The 17,308-nt window shown below is 45.8% G+C and carries 16 protein-coding genes; 13 read left to right on the forward strand and 3 right to left on the reverse strand.

The window, feature by feature from the left end:
* Positions 1-384: 384 nt before the first annotated feature.
* Both HNQ34_RS06680 and HNQ34_RS06685 read left to right on the forward strand, forming a co-directional pair.
* Positions 385-1,050, forward strand: a complete 666-nt coding sequence (locus HNQ34_RS06680) for a phosphatase PAP2 family protein (protein WP_183252876.1) — start codon at positions 385-387, stop codon at positions 1,048-1,050.
* Between the two features lie 380 nt (positions 1,051-1,430).
* The gene (locus HNQ34_RS06685; RefSeq protein ID WP_183252879.1) at positions 1,431-2,879 is read left to right on the forward strand and encodes a S41 family peptidase; all 1,449 of its coding nucleotides are present in this window, start codon (positions 1,431-1,433) and stop codon (positions 2,877-2,879) included.
* A 53-nt stretch (positions 2,880-2,932) separates the two neighbouring features.
* On the opposite strand, the gene HNQ34_RS06690 is transcribed toward HNQ34_RS06685, so the two are convergent.
* The 3 genes from HNQ34_RS06690 to HNQ34_RS06700 all read right to left on the reverse strand — a co-directional run bounded on the left by HNQ34_RS06690 (position 2,933) and on the right by HNQ34_RS06700 (position 6,281).
* On the reverse strand, positions 2,933-3,913 hold the full coding sequence (locus HNQ34_RS06690) for a glycosyltransferase family 2 protein (RefSeq protein ID WP_183252881.1): 981 nt from the start codon (positions 3,911-3,913) through the stop codon (positions 2,933-2,935).
* Between the two features lie 14 nt (positions 3,914-3,927).
* Positions 3,928-5,616 (reverse strand): DUF6044 family protein, encoded by a 1,689-nt coding sequence (locus HNQ34_RS06695; RefSeq protein WP_183252883.1) that lies wholly within the window; start codon positions 5,614-5,616, stop codon positions 3,928-3,930.
* A 164-nt stretch (positions 5,617-5,780) separates the two neighbouring features.
* Positions 5,781-6,281, reverse strand: coding sequence for a MerR family transcriptional regulator (locus tag HNQ34_RS06700; protein WP_183252885.1), 501 nt, complete (start codon positions 6,279-6,281; stop codon positions 5,781-5,783).
* Between the two features lie 211 nt (positions 6,282-6,492).
* On the opposite strand from HNQ34_RS06700, the gene HNQ34_RS06705 reads away from it, so the two are divergent.
* The 11 genes from HNQ34_RS06705 to ppaX all read left to right on the forward strand — a co-directional run bounded on the left by HNQ34_RS06705 (position 6,493) and on the right by ppaX (position 17,306).
* Positions 6,493-7,686 (forward strand): PDZ domain-containing protein, encoded by a 1,194-nt coding sequence (locus HNQ34_RS06705; protein WP_183252888.1) that lies wholly within the window; start codon positions 6,493-6,495, stop codon positions 7,684-7,686.
* A gap of 16 nt (positions 7,687-7,702) precedes the next feature.
* Entirely contained in the window at positions 7,703-7,924 is a 222-nt protein-coding gene (locus HNQ34_RS06710) for a CsbA family protein (RefSeq protein ID WP_183252890.1), read from the forward strand.
* Positions 7,925-8,053: 129 nt separating this feature from the next.
* Positions 8,054-10,033, forward strand: coding sequence for an excinuclease ABC subunit UvrB (uvrB, locus tag HNQ34_RS06715; RefSeq protein ID WP_183252892.1), 1,980 nt, complete (start codon positions 8,054-8,056; stop codon positions 10,031-10,033).
* Positions 10,034-10,043: 10 nt separating this feature from the next.
* The gene (uvrA, locus tag HNQ34_RS06720) at positions 10,044-12,908 is read left to right on the forward strand and encodes an excinuclease ABC subunit UvrA (RefSeq protein ID WP_183252894.1); all 2,865 of its coding nucleotides are present in this window, start codon (positions 10,044-10,046) and stop codon (positions 12,906-12,908) included.
* Between the two features lie 88 nt (positions 12,909-12,996).
* Positions 12,997-13,326, forward strand: coding sequence for a DUF4870 domain-containing protein (locus tag HNQ34_RS06725; RefSeq protein ID WP_183252896.1), 330 nt, complete (start codon positions 12,997-12,999; stop codon positions 13,324-13,326).
* A complete protein-coding gene (locus tag HNQ34_RS06730) occupies positions 13,323-13,520 on the forward strand; it encodes a PspC domain-containing protein (RefSeq protein WP_183252898.1) in 198 nt (65 codons plus the stop codon). The genes HNQ34_RS06725 and HNQ34_RS06730 overlap by 4 nt, the downstream gene beginning before the upstream one ends.
* Entirely contained in the window at positions 13,517-13,861 is a 345-nt protein-coding gene (locus HNQ34_RS06735; RefSeq protein ID WP_183252900.1) for a phage holin family protein, read from the forward strand. Before HNQ34_RS06730 ends, HNQ34_RS06735 begins: the two co-directional genes overlap by 4 nt.
* Before the next feature lie 86 nt (positions 13,862-13,947).
* Positions 13,948-14,883, forward strand: coding sequence for an HPr(Ser) kinase/phosphatase (gene hprK / locus HNQ34_RS06740; RefSeq protein ID WP_183252901.1), 936 nt, complete (start codon positions 13,948-13,950; stop codon positions 14,881-14,883).
* 19 nt (positions 14,884-14,902) lie between these two features.
* Positions 14,903-15,712 carry a prolipoprotein diacylglyceryl transferase gene (gene lgt, locus HNQ34_RS06745; protein ID WP_221277332.1) on the forward strand — a complete coding sequence of 270 codons (810 nt, stop codon included), beginning with the start codon at positions 14,903-14,905 and terminating at the stop codon, positions 15,710-15,712.
* Between the two features lie 17 nt (positions 15,713-15,729).
* A complete protein-coding gene (locus tag HNQ34_RS06750) occupies positions 15,730-16,665 on the forward strand; it encodes a nucleoside recognition domain-containing protein (protein ID WP_183252905.1) in 936 nt (311 codons plus the stop codon).
* Positions 16,665-17,306 (forward strand): pyrophosphatase PpaX, encoded by a 642-nt coding sequence (ppaX, locus tag HNQ34_RS06755; protein ID WP_183252908.1) that lies wholly within the window; start codon positions 16,665-16,667, stop codon positions 17,304-17,306. The genes HNQ34_RS06750 and ppaX overlap by 1 nt, the downstream gene beginning before the upstream one ends.
* Positions 17,307-17,308: the final 2 nt, after the last annotated feature.

Genomic DNA, 17,308 nt, shown 5'->3' on the forward strand with positions numbered 1-17,308 from the left:
AGGAAAACTGTCTAAACAACCAGATGACACGGAGAAGCTGGCACGATTTTCACCATTCGACCTCGAGTCCCTAAAAGAGCTTAGCCGGCCTCTGCCTGGTGAAGAGACCGAACGAAGGAATGTTGGCACACGGATGCCCAGAGACATGGGAGGGTTCGTCCTCATCAGCTATGCAGAGATCCAAGGTGCATCGCATACACATTCCCCCCACTGGTATAAAAAATACAAAAATACCCAGTGGCCGCGAAGCGCACCCATGGACTGTTAGATATCAACAAAAATTCAAAAGTATGTGATGAGCTTTGTCGAAAAATATTTTTTTGGCACCCCTAAGATGCCAAGAAACCTTGATATATCAACATTTCTAGAGGGAGGTGGAATCAAATGAACTTAAAACTTGAACTTACACGAGCTTTTTTCTTGAGTCTATTTTCAGCAATTGTTTTCGGCTTGACGGCTTTTCTTGTCAGTGGTAGTCAGGTGGATCATTTTGACGGAGTTGTCATATCTTTCATTCAAAGATTTGAATCGCCTGCCTTAACTTCAGTGATGAAATTTTTTAGTTGGATCGGATCAGGAAGAATCGTAACTATAATTTCATTGATTGCCCTGTTTGTTCTATACAAAGCATGGAAGTATCGTTCTGAGTTGGTGTTATTCGTTACTGTCGTTGCGGGATCATCGATCTTGAATCAGCTGTTAAAAAGCCTGTTTCATCGTGCCCGTCCGAGTTTGCATCGCCTTGCTGAAGCGAGTGGATTTAGTTTTCCAAGTGGACATTCAATGGAGGCGGTTGCCTTATATGGTATTCTAGCGTTTCTTCTATGGCGTCGTATAGATCATCGTTTCGGAAGAGTTTTTCTTATTTTTATTAGTTTTTTCATGATTATGGGTATCGGTGTCAGCCGTATTTATTTAGGTGTCCATTATCCAAGCGACGTTATTGGCGGGTACTTTGCCAGCAGTTTTTGGCTCTTTGCAGCTATCTGGTTTTATCAGCGTTACAAGGAGAGAAGTTTTGAGAAAACCCAGTTTGAGAAAACCCACTAATTGTTTTCGTGTGTTCGTAAAAAATTATTATTTCCATCATTTACCTGTTCCGTAAGAACGACACGGAAGTCTATTGATTCCTTACGGCAGCTTGTGGAAACTCTCCGTTGATTTGGCATTTATAATCGTATTGGCGAACTTCCTAGAGGTTCTCTCTATGCATAATCTGCCATACTTTCGCATCAAAAAATTGTCTCAGAGGAAGAACGACTGAGTTAAATCGATCATATCAGTTGAGAAAATGATCGCAACCGTGTAAACTGATATTGCATACACGTGATCATACTTTGTACAAGCCATTCATATAATGATGATAAAAGGCATCGCACGGCACGTTGTGTGGTGCCTTTCCTTGCATGGTGTAGGTGAGGAGGAGAAAAATGAAGAAGCAAACGATAGCGCTACTTATGGCTTTATCGATGTTGATCGGAGCAGGTGGAACGTACGCTGGCATGCAATTTGCCGAGCGAAATGCGGACAGCACGCTGATCATTCCATCGGAACAAGCGACAAAAGAAACGACGAAAAGCGGGGAAGAAGAGTTAAAGAAAGTAGAGCAAGCCTATAAACTTATCAAAAATCGGTACGTGCAAAAAGTGGATGACAAAAAATTAATCGAAGGTGCCATTCAAGGGATGATTAGTACGTTAAACGATCCGTATTCCGTCTACATGGATGAAGAAACGGCTTACCAATTTAACGAGTCATTAAATTCTTCGTTTGAAGGGATCGGCGCTGAGGTGAGCATGGTGAATGGCAAAGTGACGATTGTCGCTCCGTTTAAAAATTCGCCAGCGGAAAAAGCAGGATTAAAGCCAAATGATCAAATATTGAAAGTGGACGGTCAAAGTCTTGAAGGACTTGATTTGTATGAAGCCGTATTGAAAATTCGTGGAAAAAAAGGAACGACTGTTCGTTTAGACATTCTCCGTCCCGGTGTGAAAGATGTCATTAAAGTGAGCGTCGTTCGCGATGAAATTCCGCTTGAAACCGTCTATGATTCGGTGAAAACGTACAACGGCAAAAAAGTAGGGTATTTAGAAATCACGTCGTTCTCGGAAAATACGGCACAAGATTTTAAAAAGAAACTCGCGAAATTGGAAGCTGAAAAAATTGATGGGCTGATTCTTGATGTGCGTGGTAATCCAGGCGGATATTTACAGAGCGTCGAAGAGATTTTGAAACAGTTCATTCCGAAAAATAAACCGTATGTGCAAATTGAAGAACGCAACGGCCATAAGCAGCAATTTTACTCCGATTTAGCGGTGAAAAAACCGTATCCGATCGTCGTGCTCATTGATAAAGGAAGCGCTTCGGCATCGGAAATTTTAGCAGGTGCGATGAAAGAAGCGGGCGGTTACAAGCTTGTCGGTGAAACATCGTTCGGGAAAGGAACGGTGCAACAAGCGATCCCGATGGGGGATGGCAGCAACATTAAACTTACGCTTTATAAATGGTTGACTCCTGACGGACATTGGATTCATAAAAAAGGAATTAAACCGGATGTAACGGTACAGCAGCCGGAATACTTCCGCGCCACTCCGATTGATATCGACAAAGAGCTTGTATACGATATGAATAATGAACAAATTAAAAGTGCGCAACAAATGTTAAAAGGGCTCGGATTTGATCCAGGACGCGAAGACGGATATTTCAGCAAACAAACGGTCGCGGCTGTGAAGGAGTTTCAAAAAGCAAACAAGCTACCGGTAACCGGAAAAATTGATAAACAAACGGCCGAATTGCTCGAAACAAAAGTGCTTCAAGCCGTTCGTGATGACAGCAACGACGCACAATTAAAAGCAGCGATGAAAGTATTGTTTCAATGAACAATAAAGGGCCTATCCAATCGGATAGAGCCCTTTGTTGCAAAAGAAAGCATTCATACGTTCACCCGTTCTTTCTGCTGCGTATTATTGTATAGATTTTCTTCAATCGTAAACCGTGGCCGCCGCTTCACTTCTTGATAAATTTTACCGATATATTCTCCAATTAAACCCATACTCATTAATAAAAGCCCCCCGATCAACCAAATCGAGATCATCAACGATGTCCATCCTGATTGGGCATGTCCTAATAGTTTGACGATTAACGCATAAATGCCGGCGACACTGCTGAGAAGGAATGAAAGGAAGCCGATGAGCGTAATGAAACGAATCGGCGCCACGCTAAACGATGTCATTCCATCAAAGGCAAAAGCCAACATTTTTTTCAGCGGGTATTTCGACTCGCCGGCGAAGCGTTCTTTCCGGTCATAGAACACTTCCGTCGAACGGAACCCGAGCAATGGAACGATACCGCGCAAAAACACATTTGCTTCGCCGTAGCGGCTTAATTCTTCTAGGGCCCGTTTGCTCATTAAACGAAAATCGGCGTGGTTGTAAACAAGGTGAATTCCGATTTTTTTCATCAAACGGTAAAAGCCTTGTGCAGTTGCCCGTTTGAAAAATGTATCGGTTTCCCGGCTGCGGCGTACACCGTACACAATATCGAAGCCTTCCCAATATTTCACGACAAACTCTCGAATGACGCGAACATCGTCTTGTAAATCCGCATCAATCGAAATGACGCAATCGGAATATTCTTTTGCTGCTTCAAGCCCAGCAAGAAGCGCCCGTTGATGTCCGAAATTGCGCGATAGTTTTACGCCGGTTACAAACGGGTTTTTTTTGCTCTCTTCCACAATGAGTGACCATGTTCGGTCACGGCTTCCATCGTCGACAAACAGAAGCTTGCTTTCCGGCGCAATAAGGTGTTCTGTTTGCAAATTTTGTAACACTGCTGTTAGTTGTCTTGCCGTTTCTTGAAACACATCTTCCTCGTTATAACATGGTACAACGATCGTTAACACAGGTTTTTTCACAAGATCTCCCCCCTTTACTCGACTTGATATAAATAAATTTTCCAGACAGATTGTGAGTCTTCAAACGTTTTCAGCAAGCGAAGATGGTTTTCTTTTGCATTCATAATTGGCACGGACGAAAAGAGGTAGCGTCCTCCCATTTTTTTAAATACGGCTGTATTCAATTCTAAATGGCGAATTTTTTTATGGGACGTTTTGCGAAAATCGTAATGTTTTCCTAACTCAGCCGAAAAAATGTATACGCGATTCCCCCAATGATCGAAGTAGTCTTTCAGCTCTGGACTTTTATCCAGTTCTTTTGCAATGATTTTGCGAAATTCATGTTTGTAAGACAACGGGTAAAAGTTGTTATACGTATCAAGCGTATAAAAGCCATTATATTGCGCAATGACCGGATGCAGCCCGATGCTGGCGACACGATAAGAACTTTGCGGTTTTCCAATATACTGTTTGATTTCACGCAACAAATGTTCGGCATAAAATTGTTTAAACGACGGAGTGCCGATGATTCGATAGCGAATTTCTTCGTTAAACGCCCCAAGCAGCACCGTTTGCAAAATAAGGGCAACAATGGCAATCTTCCGCCATTTTTCTTTTCGCTGCCAAAGAATTTGCAATGCCAACGCAAAATCTAAATAGATGACGAGCGGACGCAGAAAGTGAAAACGCGCAAAATTAAACGTATTTAACAACGCAAACCGCTCTTTCAGCGGCTGCCATCCTTTATAAAACCAAAACGCATACCAGACCGATAAGACGAAATTCAAAATAAATAAAAATAAGAACCGTTTTTCCAGTGTTCCTTTTTGACTTTTGATGACAAAAGCGAAAGCAATAAACAGAATAGGCAAAATGATAAAAGTGTGCAACGTCATCACATGAGTATGTCCGAGCAAATAGTTTTTAAAGACGAGGCGGATCGTACGCCAAAAATCGAGTTTGGAAGAAACGAATTCATTTCGGCTTGTTGGTTCTTCCCCAAACAGCAAGGAATGAACAAGGCGATATTCAATCGCTAAAAACACCCCTGTCATGAATGCGATGCTGCCGAGAAACGGGAAATTCCATTGCTTTTTGACAACCGCATCACGCAACCAAAGAAGAAACATCGCTGTTAAAAAGAAGAAAAAGCCAAGCACAAAACTCGCATAAAACGGAAGAAGGGCAAGAACGAGCCATTCTTTCCATGATGCTTGCCGCTGCCGAATGGTTAGAAACGCCCAAAGCGCAAGCGGCATGCCGAGCGTACTTAACATGCCGGACGGCCAAAAAGGGGTCAGAGCGAACGTCAATGCTACTCCGACACGAATGAGATACGACTCTTTTTCCGGCAAGAAATGACGTCTTAATAACCAATACATGCCGAAAAATGCGAACACGCGCGTAATCGTTTGACTTAAAGCGTACGCGACCATGGATGGAAATAGCGCATGGAGCCAGACGATGCCGCTAAATTCGGTTCCGTAAGCGTTACGTGGCAATCCGTTGATGACTTGCGGAATTTTTGCATCGATAGGTCCGAACAACTCCCCGCTTCGTGTGAGCACCTTATACCAAGCAATATTGGAATCTAAATTATCGTGAACGCGAATGTGAGCATTTTCCCCAAGAATATAAAGTGGAGAAAGATAAAGAGCTAAAAGGAAGATTGCGATCCATATGGTCATTCGTTCTTTTCTTTCGAGTGGGTAGTTGTCTTGCATGAACGTTCTCCACCCCTTTCTGCGTTATATTAGTTTTTCACAGAGCGGGATTCATTATAAATAAAAATGATTAAAAAAAAATAAGAAATGTATGAGAAAAAAAGAAGAACCCTCTCAATTTTTTGTGAAAAGATTGTGAGGGCATATGGGTGAGAAGTGATCGTTTAAACAAACATGTTCATAATGCGGCTCATGCCGCGGCGTTTTTGTTTTTTTGACAAGGTGTCATCAGTTTCTTGCTTTTGATTCATTTGTTCTAACAGAGCAAGACGTTGTTCTAATTGACGAATGTAAGCGTTGAGTTCTTCAATTTCTTGGCGGTGCTGCAAAATCTGGAACGAAACGACTTCGTCTGCTTTTTGGTCCATCTGTCGTTCGACGCGTTGCAGGCGTGAGGTGAATTTGTCAAGGTGCGGTTGGATATAGGTGGAGAAAAATGTTTCTGGACATAGAACTTTTTCCTTTTCTTCTTCGATCTCAAATTCTTCGAGAACGGCACCGTGTTCAAATTTAATTTGTTCGAGCAATGCGATCGTTTCGGCATCAAATACGTAATGGCCGGCCTCATTTTTTTGGCACGGAATGTTATACCTTTTCACCCAGCGCTGAACGGTTTTTGGCGACACCCCAAGACGTTTGGCGACATTGCTTGTTTTCAATTCCATTGTTCTTTCCTCCTCTTTATTTTCTTGTTTATATCATTTTTTCATCGGAATGATATTTCCTTTCAGCTTGACAAAACTAGTGTTCATTCGGCAAAGAAAGTGGGAATGCGAAACGATTCGCCAATATATTGAAAAAAATATGCAGGCTGTTATCGGATTTGATAGAATGGATAGTAGTTGAGAGAAGCGTTTACTTATAGGGGGTGAAACAATGGCGTCTGAATGGTTGTGGGAGCTGCTTACGGGCATCGGTCGGGTATTGACGCAGCCGTTGTTGTATTATGGAATGTTGCTTGCGGGTTTTGTCGGATGGCGTCGGGTGAAAACGGAACGCCGCCATTTTCATATTCGCGTGTATGATTGGTTTCATGAGAGCAAGTTTTTTTGGCGGAGCGGACTTGGAATCGGTCTTCTTCTTTCGTTTGCGACTGTTGCAGCAGGAGTGATCGTTTCGCCTGATTGGGTAATGTTGCTTTTTTATGTGACGGTTTTGCTTAGTTTCACGTTGCATATGCGGTTGTTGTCGCCGGCCTATACGATCGGCCTAACGATTTTGCTTGTGGCTGTTTTGGCCAAATACGAAAAAACAAAGCCATTTTTTGCGACGTATTTTCCGAAGCTACAGGAAACGAACAGTTCGGCTTTAACGTTATTGCTTGCGCTACTTTTGCTGGCAGAAGCGTTTCTCATTTTGCGAAACGGAGCGGAAGGGACGTCGCCGCAATTGGCGAAAAGTAAGCGAGGATTTGTTGTCGGTGAACATTGGACGGAAAGGCTTTGGCTTATTCCGGTGCTGCTTCCAATTCCAAGCGGCGCCATCACTTCTCCGTTTTCGTGGTGGCCGCTATTTCCGGCAGGCGATGATTCGTATTCGTTCATGCTTGTTCCGTTTTTGCTCGGTTTTTCGCAGCGCATTCAAGGAATGCATCCGCATGTTTCGATCCGGCTTACCGGTCGGCGGGTGATGTGGCTGGCAATCGTGGTCGGAGGTCTGGCGGTGGCGAGCTATTGGTACAATTTGCTTGCGATTGTTGCGGCCGCGCTTTCATTGATCGCACGAGAATGGCTGGCGTTTTGGCAACATGTGCAAGATCGGTCGCAGCCGCCGTATTTTTCAAAGCGTGCGCACGGGCTTATCATTTTAGGGATTCTTCCTAATTCCAAAGCCGAAAAAATGGAGTTGAAAATTGGCGAGGTCATTGTGAAAGTGAACGGAATGACAGTGAAAACGGAAGAGGAGTTTTACGAGGCGTTGCAGCACAACCGTGCCTATTGCAAGCTGGAAGTGTTGGATGAAAATGGGGAAATTCGGTTTGTTCAAGGGGCGCTATATGAAGATGAACATCATGAATTAGGCTTACTGTTCGTGCAAGAGCGGAAAAAATGGACAACAGAAGCTGTTTAGATAAGGGGTTTTGTTTATGTGGTTTATCATTGCGTTAATCGTGCCGTGTTTGTTAGTGCTGTTATTTACGCGCGTCACGTATAATCGTTATGTCGGGACGCTGCTTACGGTCGCTTTATTAGTTGCCTCTTATGTGAAAGGGTATACGAACGAACTTCATGAAATTTTAGCCGACATCGTGTCTACGACCGTAGGGTTTTTGTATGCGAAAAAAATGGTAAAGAACTTCAAGAAATAAGGTGCTTTCCGGTTTGGAAGGCGCTTTTTTTGGAAGAGAAAACGAATATCAGTTCGTATTTTTGTGCATCTTTCAGTTTGATGTGATACAATGAAAAATAGGATGAATGCGGATAGGGGGCTTTTTGCAATGGGAGATCGTTTTGAGTTAGTGTCAGCCTATGAGCCGCGGGGCGATCAGCCGAAAGCGATCGCCAAGCTTGTCGAGGGGATTCGACGCGGAGTAAAGCACCAAACGTTATTAGGAGCAACGGGAACAGGAAAGACGTTTACAATTTCCAACGTCATTCAGCAAGTGAACAAACCGACGCTCGTCATTGCCCATAACAAAACGTTAGCCGGCCAGCTTTACAGCGAGTTAAAAGAATTTTTCCCGCACAATGCGGTTGAATATTTTGTCAGCTATTATGACTATTATCAGCCGGAAGCGTATGTACCGCAGACGGATACATACATCGAAAAAGATGCAAGCATTAACGATGAAATTGACAAATTGCGGCATTCGGCGACATCGGCTTTGTTTGAACGGCGCGATGTCATTATTGTTGCCAGCGTTTCCTGCATTTACGGATTAGGTTCTCCGGAAGAATATCGCGAGCTTGTCGTATCGTTGCGCGTCGGGATGGAGATTGAGCGGAACGAACTGTTGCGCCGTTTAGTGGACGTGCAATATACGCGAAATGACATTGACTTTCACCGCGGAACGTTTCGCGTGCGCGGCGATGTCGTCGAAATTTTTCCGGCTTCGCGCGATGAGCATTGTATTCGCGTCGAATTTTTCGGCGATGAGATTGACCGGATTCGCGAAGTGGACGCGCTGACGGGAGAAATCATCGGTGAGCGGGAGCATGTGGCGATTTTTCCGGCGTCCCACTTCGTTACGCGCGATGAAAAAATGCAGCTGGCGATTCAAAGCATCGAAAAAGAACTGGAACAACGGCTGCAAGAACTGCGGGAGCAAGGAAAGCTGTTAGAAGCGCAGCGGCTTGAGCAGCGGACGCGTTACGATCTTGAAATGATGCGGGAAATGGGATTTTGTTCTGGTATTGAAAACTACTCCCGTCATTTAGCATTGCGTCCGCCCGGTTCGACGCCGTATACGTTGTTAGATTATTTTCCAGACGACTTTCTCATCGTCATTGATGAGTCGCACGTGACAGTGCCGCAAATTCGCGGCATGTATAACGGGGATAAGGCGCGCAAGCAAGTGCTCGTCGACCACGGCTTCCGCTTGCCGTCGGCGCTCGATAACCGCCCGCTCACATTTGAAGAGTTTGAGAAAAAAATTAATCAAGTCATTTACGTATCGGCAACGCCGGGCCCATATGAATTAGAGCATAGCCCGGAAGTCGTCGAGCAAATTATCCGTCCAACCGGACTGCTTGATCCGACGATTGATGTTCGTCCAATTCAAGGGCAAATCGACAATTTAATCGGGGAAATTCATGAGCGCATTAAGCGGAACGAACGGACGCTTGTAACGACGCTCACGAAAAAAATGGCTGAAGATTTAACCGATTACTTCAAAGAAATTGGAATGAAAGTAGCGTATTTGCATTCGGAAGTAAAAACGCTCGAGCGCATTGAAATTATCCGCGATTTACGCTTAGGCAAATACGATGTGCTCGTCGGCATTAACTTGTTGCGGGAAGGATTGGACATTCCTGAAGTGTCGCTTGTGGCGATTTTAGATGCCGACAAAGAAGGGTTTTTGCGTTCGGAGCGATCGCTCATCCAAACGATCGGCCGCGCCGCTCGCAATGCGAACGGCCACGTGATCATGTATGCCGATATGTTGACGAAATCGATGGAAATCGCCATTAACGAAACGAAGCGGCGCCGGGCGATTCAAGAAGCGTATAACCGCGAACACGGCATCGTGCCGCAAACGATCAAAAAAGACATTCGCGATGTCATTCGCGCTACACACGCAGCCGAGCAGCAAGAAACGTACGAATCGAAACAAAACTACAGCAAACTGACGAAACAAGAACGGGAAAAACTCATTGCAAGCTTGGAAAAAGAGATGAAAGAAGCGGCCAAAGCGCTTGATTTTGAGCGTGCGGCTGAACTGCGCGATTTAATTTTTGAGCTTAAAGCGGAAGGATGATCGAAAACGTATGGCAATGGACAAAATTATCATTAAAGGAGCACGGGCGCATAACTTAAAAAATATGGACGTCGAAATTCCGCGCGATCAGCTTGTTGTGTTGACAGGCTTATCCGGTTCGGGAAAATCGTCGCTCGCATTTGATACGATTTACGCCGAAGGACAGCGCCGCTATGTCGAATCGCTGTCAGCATACGCCCGCCAGTTTTTAGGGCAAATGGACAAACCGGATGTCGATGCGATTGAAGGGTTGTCGCCAGCGATTTCGATCGATCAAAAAACGACAAGCCGCAACCCGCGCTCGACGGTCGGAACGGTCACCGAGATTTATGACTATTTGCGTTTACTGTTTGCCCGCATCGGCCGCCCGGTTTGTCCGGAGCACGGGATTGAAATTACGTCGCAAACGATCGAGCAAATGGTCGACCGCATTTTAGCGTATCCAGAGCGGACGAAAATCCAAGTGCTGGCGCCGGTCGTATCGGGGCGAAAAGGAACGCATGCGAAAACGCTCGACGACATCAAAAAACAAGGCTATGTGCGCGTACGCATCGACGGTGAAATGCGCGAACTGTCTGAAGACATTGAACTGGAAAAAAACAAAAAACATTCGATTGAAGTTGTCGTTGACCGCATTGTCGTGAAAGAAGGGATCGCGTCGCGTCTTTCGGATTCGCTCGAAACAGCGCTGAAACTGGCTGACGGCAAAGCGATCATTGATGTCGTCGGCGAAGAAGAACTGCTGTTTAGCGAACGCCATGCGTGTCCGTATTGCGGCTTTTCGATCGGTGAGCTAGAGCCGCGCCTGTTTTCGTTCAACAGTCCGTACGGAGCATGTCCGGAATGCGATGGATTGGGCGCAAAATTGGAAGTTGACCGCGATTTAGTGATTCCAAACGATGAATTAACATTGCGCGAGCATGCGATCGCCCCGTGGGAGCCGCAAAGCTCGCAATATTATCCGCAGCTCTTGGAAGCGGTGTGCCGGCATTACGGCATCGATATGGATGTTCCGGTCAAAGAGCTGCCGAAGGAGCAATTGGATCGCCTTTTATACGGTAGCAACGGCGAAAAAATTTATTTCCGTTATGAAAACGACTTTGGTCAAATTCGCGAAAATGTCATCGAATTTGAAGGGGTCATTCCGAATGTTGAGCGGCGCTATCGCGAAACAAGTTCCGACTATATTCGCGAACAAATGGAAAAATATATGGCCGAACAGCCATGTCCGACATGCAAAGGCAACCGGTTGAAAAAAGAAAGTTTAGCTGTATTAGTCGGCGGCAAGCATATCGGAGAAGTGACGGCGCTTTCCGTCACGGAAGCGCTCGAGTTTTTCCGAACGCTAAAGCTGAGCGAAAAAGAGAAAAAAATCGCCCACATGATTTTGCGTGAAATTATGGAGCGGCTCGGCTTTTTGCAAAACGTCGGCCTTGATTATTTGACGTTAAACCGTTCAGCGGGCACGCTGTCAGGCGGAGAGGCGCAGCGCATCCGCTTAGCTACGCAAATCGGCTCGCGCTTAACCGGCGTGCTGTACATTTTGGATGAGCCGTCGATTGGCCTTCATCAGCGCGATAATGACCGCTTGATTGCGACATTAAAAAGCATGAGAGATATCGGCAATACGCTCATCGTCGTCGAGCATGACGAAGATACGATGCTGGCGGCTGATTATCTTATTGACATCGGCCCGGGCGCTGGCATTCACGGCGGTCAAGTGGTCGCAGCTGGAACGCCGCAAGAAGTGATGAACAACCCGAATTCGCTGACAGGGCAATATTTATCAGGGAAAAAATTTATTCCGCTTCCGCCGGAGCGCCGCAAGCCGGACGGGCGCTGGATCGAAATCATCGGTGCAAAGGAAAACAATTTAAAAAACGTATCCGTCAAAATTCCGCTCGGCATGTTTGTAGCTGTTACCGGCGTGTCTGGTTCCGGGAAAAGCACGCTTGTGAATGAAATTTTGCATAAAGCATTGGCGCAAAAGCTGCAGCGCGCAAAAGCAAAACCGGGTGAACATAAAGAAATCCGCGGCATCGAGCATTTAGATAAAGTCATCGATATCGACCAGTCGCCGATCGGCCGCACGCCGCGTTCGAATCCGGCCACTTACACCGGCGTGTTTGACGACATTCGCGAAATGTTTGCGTCCACGAACGAAGCGAAAGTGCGCGGGTATCAAAAAGGGCGCTTCAGTTTTAACGTCAAAGGCGGCCGATGTGAAGCGTGCCGCGGCGACGGGATTATTAAAATTGAAATGCACTTTTTGCCAGATGTGTACGTACCGTGCGAAGTGTGCCACGGCAAGCGGTATAACCGCGAAACGTTGGAAGTGAAATATAAAGATAAAAACATCGCAGAAGTGCTGGAGATGACGGTCGAAGATGCGCTTTGCTTTTTTGAAAACATCCCGAAAATTAAGCGGAAATTGCAAACGATTTATGATGTCGGATTAGGATATATTCAACTCGGCCAGCCGGCGACGACGTTGTCAGGCGGGGAAGCGCAGCGGGTGAAGCTGGCGTCTGAACTGCACCGCCGTTCGACAGGCCGGACGCTCTACATTTTAGATGAGCCGACAACCGGATTGCACATTGATGACATTGCCCGATTGCTAAAAGTGTTGCAGCGGCTCGTCGACAACGGCGATACGGTGCTTGTCATCGAGCATAATCTCGATGTCATTAAAGCGGCGGACTATATTATTGATCTCGGTCCGGAAGGCGGCGATGGCGGCGGGCAAATTGTCGCGGCCGGAACGCCGGAAGAAGTCGCACAAGTGGAAAGTTCTTATACCGGCCAATATTTAAAGCCAATTTTAGAGCGCGACCGGAAGCGGATGAGCGCGATGTACGAAGTGCCGAGCAGATAACGCTCGGCATTTTTTCTAATTTCGAAAGGTTTGAAACTTTTATAAATGCGCGTCGTATGTATTAGTAACGAAGAAAGGAGATGGAATGATGGAAGGAAATAAAATAGTAGCAGCGTTATGTTATTTCAGCGTGCTGTTTGCCCCATTTTTATTCCCCATTATCGTCTATTTTGTCACAAAACATGAGCGAGTGAAGCGACACGCCAGAACATCATTGCTTTCGCATTGCATTCCAATCGCCTTGTTTGTCTTTAGTGCGATTATGGTCATCGTCCTTGGAATGAGCGAAAACGACGCCTTTTTCGCTTGGTGGCTTTTTGGTATGATCGGCGGAGGAATTGCGCACGTCATCGTCGCAATTTGGAACATTATAAAAGGAATTAAAGTATTGCAAGAGCCAGGAGGAAATTACCAATGAAAAAATTAGTTCGTCCGTTGCATGACCGGATGTTCGCCGGAGTATTAAGCGGCATCGCTAAATATGTTCAAATGGACGCTACGGTTGTAAGGCTCATTTTTATTGGGCTGCTTCTTATTACCGGCGTTATGCCGTTTGCGTTGCTATATGTGCTTGCCATTTTCGTTATTCCAAATGAGGAGATTCACACATGAGATGGGTTGCTTCGATTGTGGTGAATGCTGTTTTATTATTGGCTCTTGCCGGATATTTTGATTCGATTCATCTGTCCGGCATCGGCGCTGCTCTTTTTGCGAGTCTATTGTTATCGCTGTTAAACACGTTTGTGAAGCCGATCGTGATTTTAATGACGCTTCCGGTAACGGTGTTAACGTTCGGGCTGTTTTTGTTTGTGATCAATGCCTTCACCCTTTTGATGACGTCATGGCTGATGGGAGAAGCCTTTACGATCGACGGATTCGGCGCCGCCTTGCTAGCGTCCCTTGTGCTTTCTTTTTTCCATCTCGTGATCGAGGCGATTCGCAACAACGAATGAAACGTTCTGCTGCCGAGCGAGCGTTTTTCTTTTTTCACATGCGCCTTGAAAAGTGTTACAATGAAAAAAGCAAAGGAGGGATTTGCATGCCAAAAGTGCGGACAAAAGATTTGATCGAAGCATTCCAACTAGAGTTAATTAGCGGGGCAGAAGGAGTGCATCGGCCGATTACAACGAGCGATTTGTCGCGCCCGGGCATTGAAATGGCGGGGTATTTTGCCTACTATCCGGCGGAGCGGATTCAATTGTTAGGAAAAACGGAGCTTTCTTTTTTTGAAAAGTTAAATCCGAGGGAAAAGAAAATTCGCATGGAAAAGCTTTGTACCGATATTACACCAGGCATTATTGTATCGCGCGGCCTTGATGTTCCTCAAGAATTAGTCGAGGCATCAGAGCGCCATTCGGTTCCTGTTATGCGTTCGATGATGAAAACAACGCGCCTTTCAAGCCGGCTCACGAACTTTTTAGAAAGCAAGCTCGCGCCAACGACCGCTGTGCACGGTGTATTAGTTGACGTGTACGGGGTCGGTGTATTGATTACCGGAAAAAGCGGAGTTGGGAAAAGTGAAACGGCGCTTGAATTAGTCAAACGCGGGCACCGGCTTGTCGCGGATGACTGTGTAGAAATTCGCCAGGAAGATGAAGGGGTTCTCGTCGGAAGTGCGCCAGAACTCATTGAACATCTGCTGGAAATTCGTGGGTTAGGCATTATTAACATGATGACATTGTTTGGTGCGGGGGCTGTCCGGACGCATAAACGCATTTCGCTAGTTGTCGATTTAGAGCTATGGGATCCGAACAAGCAATACGACCGTTTAGGTTTGGAAGAAGAAAAAGTAAAAATCATTGACACGGAAATTACAAAGCTTACGATTCCGGTAAGACCTGGGAGGAATTTAGCGGTCATCATTGAAGTAGCAGCGATGAACTTCCGATTGAAGCGAATGGGAGTCAACGCAGCAGAAGAATTTTCTGCGCGTTTAACCGATGCGATCGAAGACGGAGAGCACGATTACGAATAAGAGCGAGGAGGAGATATTATTGGATACATCCATTCAGCCATTAGATCGCGTATTTTTACATCTCGGCCCGATTACGATTTATTGGTATGGGGTGATTATCGGAACAGGAGTGTTGCTCGGATTGTGGCTTGCCACAAGAGAAGCTGTCAAGCGAGGGCTATCCAAAGAAACGTTCGTTGATCTTGTTTTGTTGGCAGTGCCGATTGCGATTGTATGCGCACGTACGTATTACGTCATTTTTGAATGGGATTACTATTCGAAACATCTTTCTGAAATTCCAAAAATTTGGGAAGGTGGACTGGCGATTCACGGCGGATTAATCGGCGCAATCGTCACGGGCATTGTGTTTGCGAAGCGACGCGGATTGTCGTTTTGGAAGCTGGCCGACATTGCTGCACCGAGCATTATTTTAGGGCAGGCGATCGGCCGCTGGGGAAACTTTATGAACCAAGAGGCGCACGGCGGACCGGTGACGAGGGAGTTTCTTGAAAGCTTGCGTTTGCCGGAATTTATTATTAATCAAATGTATATTAACGGCCAATATTATCATCCGACGTTTTTATACGAATCGATTTGGAATTTTATTGGGTTTTTGTTGCTTTTGATGCTCCGGCGCATCAATTTACGGCGCGGGGAACTGTTTCTCAGCTATGTAATTTGGTATTCAATCGGCCGCTTTTTTATCGAAGGTATGCGGACGGATAGCTTAATGTTAACGGACACTCTTCGCATCGCCCAAGTGATGTCGATTTTGTTGATTTTGCTTGCGGTAAGCATTTGGATTGTCCGGAGAGCAAAAGGATTAGCAGAGGAGCGTTATTTAGACTAGAAAAGGAGAGAACGAGGTTGTTGGGGACGATCAAAAAAGGGTTGGCTGTGGGGGCCAAAACGACGTGGACGCTCGGTAAAATCATTTTCCCAGTTACGTTAATCGTATCGCTGTTGCAGCATACACCAATTTTGCAATGGCTCATAAAACTTGTAGCGCCATTGATGGGATGGATCGGGTTGCCCGGCGATGCGGCGATTCCGCTTGTGCTTGGGAATTTTTTGAATTTATATGCCGGAATCGGCGCGATCTTGACGCTCCATTTGACGGTGAAAGAAGTGTTAATTTTAGCTGTCATGCTTTCGTTTTCGCACAACTTGCTTGTTGAAGTGACTGTTGCGGGGAAAGTCGGGGTCAATGTCGTGTTAGCAGTAGCTGTTCGTGTAAGCTTAGCGATCGTCTCCGCTTTTTTCATTCATCTTGTTTGGCAGGGTGGAAATGACATCGCCCAGTATGGTTTGATTTCTAATTCAGGTGAACAATTCACGAGTTGGAGCGATGCCATTCTCGCTGGTGTTCAAAAAGCGTTTGTTGGTATCGTTCAATTAGCGATGATCGTCATTCCGTTAATGGTCGGCATTCAAGTGCTAAAAGATTTGAAATGGCTTGACGTATTCTCCCGCTGGATGGCTCCAGTTACGAAAGCGCTTGGAATGAAAGAAAATACATCAATGACGCTGGCGGCAGGGCTTTTATTTGGGCTGGCGTACGGGGCAGGCGTAATGATTCAAGCGGTAAAAGAAGACGGCGTGTCGAAAAAAGATGTCACGCTCGCGTTTCTTTTTCTTTCCGCTTGTCATGCTGTTGTCGAAGACACGTTATTGTTTGTGCCGCTCGGCATTCCGGTATGGCCGCTGTTGCTCATTCGCCTCACAACGGCTATTATACTGACTCTTGCCGTTAGCTTCACTTGGAACCGCATTGTACAAACGAGAAGAAAGGAAGCTGTCTGATGAAGATCCGCACGATTTTATTTGATTTAGATGGCACGTTAATCGACACAAATGAACTCATTATTCAATCGTTTTTACATACGTTAGAAACGTACTATCCGGGAAAATATAAGCGGGAAGACGTGCTGCCGTTTATCGGTCCGCCGCTTTATGATACGTTTGCCGCACTGGATGAGGCGCGCGTGCAAGAAATGATTGCAACGTATCGCGCCTTTAATCATGCGCAGCATGATGCGCTCGTTCGGGAATATGAAACGGTGTATGAAACGATTGCCGCTTTGCATGAACACGGGTTTCGCCTAGGGGTCGTGACGACGAAAATCAACGCGACGGCGATCATGGGATTGAAGCGGACGAAGCTCGATCCGTTTTTTCATTGCATCGTCGGACTCGATGATGTGAAAAACGCCAAGCCGCATCCAGAGCCGATTTTAAAGGCGCTTGAATTGCTCGATTCTAAACCGGAAGAAGCGCTCATGGTCGGCGATAATTACCATGATATTTTAGCTGGGAAACAATCGGGAACAAAAACGGCTGGGGTCGCATGGGCGATTAAAGGACGGGAATATTTAGAGAAGTACGAACCGGATTTTATGCTCGAAAAAATGAGCGATTTACTGCGCATTGTAGGGGTGGAATAAAT

Origin of the sequence: Anoxybacteroides tepidamans (genome assembly GCF_014201465.1) — a bacterium.
GTDB lineage: Bacteria > Bacillota > Bacilli > Bacillales > Anoxybacillaceae > Anoxybacteroides > Anoxybacteroides tepidamans.